Origin of the sequence: Agromyces binzhouensis, from assembly GCF_004135055.1 — a bacterium.
Classification (GTDB): Bacteria; Actinomycetota; Actinomycetes; order Actinomycetales; family Microbacteriaceae; genus Agromyces; species Agromyces binzhouensis.
Genome location: NZ_SDPL01000332.1, coordinates 1 through 3,610, shown reverse-complemented (window position 1 = coordinate 3,610; position 3,610 = coordinate 1). Strand labels below are relative to the sequence as shown.

The following is a 3,610-nucleotide window of genomic DNA, read 5'->3' as shown; positions in this document are numbered from 1 at the left end:
GTCACGGGCGGGCCGGACGCGGCATCCGGGCGCGGGGCGGCATCGCGGTACTCGGGCGACCAGCTCGCGGACCCGTCTGCGGGCAGCGCTGAGTGGCGTCGGGGCCGCAGGCCCGGGGGCTGGCCGTGCGCGTCGTCACCGTACAAGGATCGTGTACCTCCGGTCCCGCGCCGGCTCGGGGGGAGGCGGAAGCGGGGGCGTTGCGGGTTCTCCGGAGCCGGGGGTGCTCCGGACTCGTACCACCCTAGGGCACGGCCGGAGCGCTTGTCACCGCGCGGCGCCTCGGCGCGCCGAGGCGCGTGTCAGGCGGCGCGCTCGAGGTAGTCGCTCCACTGCGGGAGCGGCCGCTCGAACCCGCGCACCACCCATCCACGCCCGTGCGGCATGCGGGGAGTAATCCGGAGCGTCCAGCCCATCTCGGCCGGGGTGTGGTCGCCCTTGGAGTTGTTGCATCGCAGGCAGCACGCGACGAGGTTCTCCCACGTGTCGCGCCCGCCGCGCGATCGCGGCAGCACGTGGTCGATGGTCCCCGCCGACTTGCCGCAGTAGGCGCAACGGTGCTCGTCGCGCCGGAGCACCCCCCGTCGGCTGACCGGCACCTGGTGCACGCGCGGCGTCCGCACGTAGCGGGTGAGCAGGATGACGCTGGGACGGACCCACTCGCCGTTCGCCCCGTGCACCGGATTGCCCTCGTCGTGCAGGATCACGGTGGCCTTCTCGTTCATCACGAGCAGGAGGGCGCGCTTGAACGACACGACCGCGAGGGGCTCATATCCGGCGTTGAGCACGAGCGTGCGCATGAGGTGCCTTTCGATCGGTGCTGGATGGCTTCCAGCAGCGTGAAGGGAAGGACGATCCGGATGCCGCGGGGCGAGCGGAACCGTCCCGGAGACGCGAAACGGGCACCGTCATGAAGACAGTGCCCGTCGGCATCCCGGCGCGGTCGCGACTCGGCTGACTACTGCGCCGCTGGTCGTAGAGCACGCGCGCACCCGCGGAATGGGTGCTGCTGCGTGGACCGACCATCGGACTTCCCCTACCCGGTATTCGGAATCGTCAGGATCAAGGCTACGACACGAATGGCGTGCCGGGTCCTCCCGGCACGCCATTCGTGTCGCGCTTCATGCGCTGTTCACACGTCAGATCCGCACGATCCAGTAGTTGCTCGTCCAGATCGGCTGCACTCGGACGACCGTGCCCTCGTAGGGCGCGTGGAGGATCATGCCGTTGCCGGCGTAGAAGCCGATGTGGCCGCTCATGACCACGAGGTCGCCGGGGACCGCCTGGGAGACGGGGATCTGCGTGCCGGCGGCACCCTGCGCGGCGGACGAGTGCGGGAGGCTGATGCCGAACTGCGCGTAGACGTACTGGACGAGGCCGGAGCAGTCGAAGCCGGCCGGCGTCGCGCCGCCGTAGACGTAGGGGACGCCGAGGTACTGCTGGGCGACCGAGTACACGCTGGCGGGGTCCGCCGAGCCGTAGACGGCGGCGGGGGTGTACTCGCTCGCGGCCGCGGCGTAGGAGGTCATCTCCTGGGCGGCGGCCTGGCGGGCGGCCTCGGCGGCGGCGGCGGCCTCCTCGGCGGCGCGCTGGGCCTCCTCGGCGGCGCGGATCTCCTCACCGGAGACGGCGTCGTAGCCGTCCTCCGAGATCGGTGCGGCGATGACGTCCTCCGCCACCTCCACGTCCTGCGGGGCCGCCTTGGTCAGCTGCGTCTGCGCGGTGGCGCCGAACTGGATGCCGTCGCTCCCGGGAGCGAACGCGTACGCGGGGATGGCGAGCGTGCCGACGAGGCCGGCCGCAACGGACATGACCATCACGTTCTTCGCGCTGCCACGGCGGAGACGTCGACCGAGCGAGTCCTTCCGGAGCGTCGCCTCCACTGCGACATCCGTCGCGGCCTCCGATGCGGACGGGGTCGCGCGACGCACGAGTGCGGTGCCGGTCCTGGGCTTGGGGGCGGTGATCGCGCCTGAACGGCGCCGGGGGAATCGAGCCAAAACGTGTCCTCCGCCCCACGATGCCGAAGCTCCGTCTCACCTGTGCGCTTGGGGGCGCGTCACGGGTATCGGGGCCGAGCGGTGAGCGCGGGAGGCGTCTCGACCCTGTTCCTCCGACTGGCTTGTCGCCGGCGGACTCGATCGACAATACGCGAGAGCTCGTCGATTGTCACATTTCGGTCACGGAGCGCCGGAATCCGCGTTCCGCGCCGGGGGCGACTGACGGATTCGAAACCTCCGGATCACGGACGCTCCGGTCGCGGACCGGAGCCGGGATCAGTCCCCGATGAAGAGGTGGCCCGCGAGCTCCGACGGCAGCGCCAGCGCGTCGTCGCGACCCTCCACGGAGACCACCACGGTGGAGCCCTCGCGGCGGAGCGAGACCCTCGTGCCCGGCAGCACGCCGGCCGCCTTCAGCCGACCGAGCAGTTCCGGTTCGAACTGCGCGGGCTCGGCGAGCCTGCGGATCACGCCGTCGGCGGCACCGTCGCCCTCGTCGAGGGCGGTGAGCACGTTCCGCACGCCCTGCATGAACGGCGCCGCGGGCTCGACCCCGAGCTCCTCGAGCCCCGGGATCGGGTTGCCGTAGGGCGAGTGCGTCGGCTGGCCGAGGATCTCGACGAGGCGACGCTCGACGTGCTCGCTCATCACGTGCTCCCAGCGGCACGCCTCCTCGTGGACGTACTCCCAGTCGAGGCCGATCACGTCGGCGAGCAGGCGCTCGGCGAGCCGGTGCTTGCGCATCACGTGCACCGCCTTCTGGCGCCCGTCGGTCGTGAGCTCGAGGTGGCGGTCGCCCGAGACGACGACGAGCCCGTCCCGCTCCATCCGCGCGACCGTCTGCGACACGGTGGGACCGGAGTGCCCGAGTCGCTCGGAGATGCGGGCGCGGAGCGGCACGATGCCCTCCTCCTCGAGGTCGAGGATGGTGCGCAGGTACATCTCGGTCGTGTCGATGAGGTCGGTCAATTCGCTCCCCCTCGGCCGTCGGGCGCCTCGTGCATCAGAACAGACTACTGGCCGCAGCCGACATGCCGTCGGGCCCCGAGGGTGGACGCGACGAACGTCGGACCCCGCGTCATCCGCCGCCATGGCGAACGCGCCGCGCCTAAGATCGGACCATGCCTGAGCTCGTGATCCCCTCGTCGCTCCTGCCCGCCGACGGCCGTTTCGGCTGCGGCCCGTCGAAGGTGCGGCCCGAGCAGCTCGCGCACCTCGCCGAGGTCGGCCCGAGCCTGCTCGGCACGTCGCACCGGCAGCCGCCGGTGAAGCAGCTCGTCGGCCGGGTTCGGCAGGGCATCGCCGACCTCTACTCCCTCCCGGACGGCTACGAGGTCGTGCTCGGCAACGGCGGCTCGACCGCGTTCTGGGACGCCGCGGCGTTCGGCCTCGTCGAGCGTCGCGCGCAGCTCTGCTCGTTCGGCGAGTTCGGCGCGAAGTTCGCCAAGGCCGCCGCCGCGCCGTGGCTCGAGGCGCCCGACGTCCGGAAGGCCGAGCCGGGGTCCCGGGTCGACGCCGTGCCGCTCGAGGGCGTCGACGTCTACGGCTGGCCGCAGAACGAGACGTCGACCGGCGTCCAGGCGCCCGTCCGTCGGGTCGCCGGCGACGCG

Annotated in this window: 4 protein-coding genes; 1 reads left to right on the top strand and 3 read right to left on the bottom strand. The window is 72.0% G+C overall.

The genetic code is table 11. The features are described from left to right. Positions 1 to 302 precede the first annotated feature (302 nt). The 3 genes from ESO86_RS13610 to ESO86_RS13595 form a co-directional block, all read right to left on the bottom strand. The gene (locus tag ESO86_RS13610; protein WP_129235496.1) at positions 303 to 800 is read right to left on the bottom strand and encodes an HNH endonuclease; all 498 of its coding nucleotides are present in this window, start codon (positions 798 to 800) and stop codon (positions 303 to 305) included. 339 nt (positions 801 to 1,139) lie between these two features. Continuing rightward, positions 1,140 to 1,883, bottom strand: a complete 744-nt coding sequence (locus ESO86_RS19795) for a C40 family peptidase (protein WP_242492370.1) — start codon at positions 1,881 to 1,883, stop codon at positions 1,140 to 1,142. A 393-nt stretch (positions 1,884 to 2,276) separates the two neighbouring features. Continuing rightward, positions 2,277 to 2,969: an iron-dependent transcriptional repressor DtxR gene (locus tag ESO86_RS13595; RefSeq protein WP_129235495.1), complete on the bottom strand. Its 693-nt coding sequence runs from the start codon at positions 2,967 to 2,969 to the stop codon at positions 2,277 to 2,279. Between the two features lie 152 nt (positions 2,970 to 3,121). On the opposite strand from ESO86_RS13595, the gene ESO86_RS13590 reads away from it, so the two are divergent. Continuing rightward, on the top strand, positions 3,122 to 3,610 hold a 489-nt coding region (locus ESO86_RS13590; RefSeq protein ID WP_479722786.1), incomplete at its 3' end, for a PLP-dependent aminotransferase family protein.